Genomic DNA, 2,227 nt, shown 5'->3' with positions numbered 1-2,227 from the left:
GCATGCACCATCGGAAGACTTCTTGGCGGCAGATGATGGGATTGTCAAAGACTTTTCGATCACGTAGCACTTCACGCCTTAAGGCGGCATTAAAGGACTCTGCCAGGGCATTATCAGCACTTGTACCCACCGCGCCCATGGATTGGCGCACACCAAGCTGGGCGCAGTGGTCCCTAAAAGCCTGTGAGGTGTACACACTGCCATGATCAGAATGGAAAATTCCCCCTTTAAGGCTTCCGCGAACCTTGCTGGCATGGGACAAAGCTTCGATAACCAGCGATACCCGCATGTGATCGGCGAGCGCATGGCCAACGAGCTTGCGCGAGTAGACGTCGATGACTGTGGCAAGGTACATGTTCTTGCCGCCCTTACACGGCAGGTAGGTGATATCGCCTACATACACCTGGTTCGGCTTATCAGCGGTGATTTTGCGGCCTACTAAGTCTGGCATGACTCGACGTCCAGGCTTACGCCTGGTAGTGACACATCGACGTTGCTTAGTAAAGCCTTTCAGCCCCATGGATTTCATAATGCGTGCGACCTTCTTGTGATTGATCGGAGGAAAGTCCGTATCGGCTTTAAGGCTTGCAGCGATGCGTTTAGCACCATAAAGCCCGTGCTCATCATCGAAGATAGTCTTGATTCGTGCACCAATAAGAGCATCCGAACACATCTTTAACCTGCGTTTTTCGCGGGTATTGACCCATTTATAAAACGAGGAGCGATTGAGCTTTAACACGTGGCACATCCGCTTGACCGAGTATTCGGTTCGGTGGTCATAGACAAACTGGAAGCGGATTACCAGCGTGTCTCTTCGGCAAAATATTTCGCGGCCTTACGCAGGATATCGCGTTCTTCACGAAGCTTAGAGACTTCTTTTTCTAGCTGGCGGATTCGTTCAGAATCAGTCGTTGTGAAGCGTCCTGGGTTTAGTTCCGCTTCTTTTACGGCCCTGTGTTGATGGGCTGGGTGAGATAGTACTCGGTTTCTACTTCCTGTGGGGTGGCGTAGTCCAATGCTTCGTGAAGCCGCTTAGTGTTCCACCAATGCACCCACCGCAAGGTGGCCAGTTCGACTTCTCCGACCGACGTCCACGGGCCCTGGGCATGAATCAGTTCCGCCTTGTAGAGACCGTTGACTGTTTCGGCTAGTGCATTGTCGTAAGAATCGCCGATTGTTCCCACACTCGGGCGGATTCCTGACTCAGCTAGCGCGGTGGAATACTTCAGTGACACGTACTGGCTGCCCCGATCGCTATGATGAATCAGTTGATTTCCATGGATTCGCCCTGCAGTCGTTAACGCATGCTCCAAAGCCTCCATGGGCAGCGCATCAGTACGCATCGTCGAGCGTGTAGCAACACCAACAATCTTTCGGCTGAAGACATCCACGACAAACGCGGTGTAGGCGAATCCTGACAGGGTGCGAACGTAGGTAATGTCGGCAACCCACAACCTTCCTGGTGCTTGTGCACGAAAGTCTCGCTGCACTAGGTCTGGGCGATGATCCGGTGCCTTCGGGCTAGTCGTTGTCACGGGGGTTCGTCCACGTCTGCGGCCAGAAACACCAGCTAGCTTCATCAGACGTGCAGTCTTATCGCGACCAATATGAAAACCTTCACGGTTCATCGCGTGCCACATTTTGCGGATGCCGTAGACCGAGAAATTCTGCGCATGCACACGTTGTATCTCTGGGATGAGAAGGCTATCGCTTAAGGTCCTTGCACTGGGAACGCGTGTGGTGGCTTTGCGGTAGCCGCGTGAAGTAATGAATCCACGATCTGCTTGTTTAAGGACTCGGCAGATGGCCTCGACCCCAAACTGATCCTTATACGCGTCGATGTAAGAGATCATTTGGTCGTGGGTCGGTCGAGTTCCGCTGCGAAAAAAGCCGAAGCAGTCTTAAGAATCCCGTTTGCTCGCTTCAGCTCACGGTTTTCGCGGCGCAAACGCTTGAGCTCTTCTTCCATTGTTTCGCCGCCAGACGCGTCAGAGTCATCACGTGCTGAAGCGCTGTCACGATACCAAGCCCGCAACGTATGGTGAGATACTCCAAGCAGCTCACCGACCTCCGTGTAGGCACGTTGCAGTGAGCAGGACTCCAAGCGGACCATTTCGATGATCTGATGGACCGCCTTCTCCTTGAACTCAACGGAATACTTTCTAGGCATAGTTCAATCCTTCCTTAGCTGAGGTATGTTATGTCCATAGGGTTTTTGGACATGGAG

General features: G+C 52.8%; 1 protein-coding gene and 1 pseudogene. Both read right to left on the bottom strand.

The genetic code is table 11. The features are described from left to right. Window positions 1-927, bottom strand: a pseudogene (locus HMPREF2792_RS09220) (IS3 family transposase); the annotation flags it as partial. A gap of 17 nt (window positions 928-944) precedes the next feature. Continuing rightward, a protein-coding gene (locus tag HMPREF2792_RS09215) for an IS3 family transposase (RefSeq protein WP_118781219.1) occupies window positions 945-2,170 on the bottom strand; the annotation gives its coding sequence in 2 pieces (ribosomal slippage) (window positions 945-1,891 and window positions 1,891-2,170; 1,227 coding nt in all). Window positions 2,171-2,227: the final 57 nt, after the last annotated feature.

The organism is Corynebacterium sp. HMSC068H04 (assembly GCF_001811255.1).
GTDB classification, from domain to species: domain Bacteria; phylum Actinomycetota; class Actinomycetes; order Mycobacteriales; family Mycobacteriaceae; genus Corynebacterium; species Corynebacterium hesseae.
The sequence above is the reverse complement of the archived record's forward strand: the minus strand, read 5'-3'. Positions and strand labels throughout refer to the sequence as shown.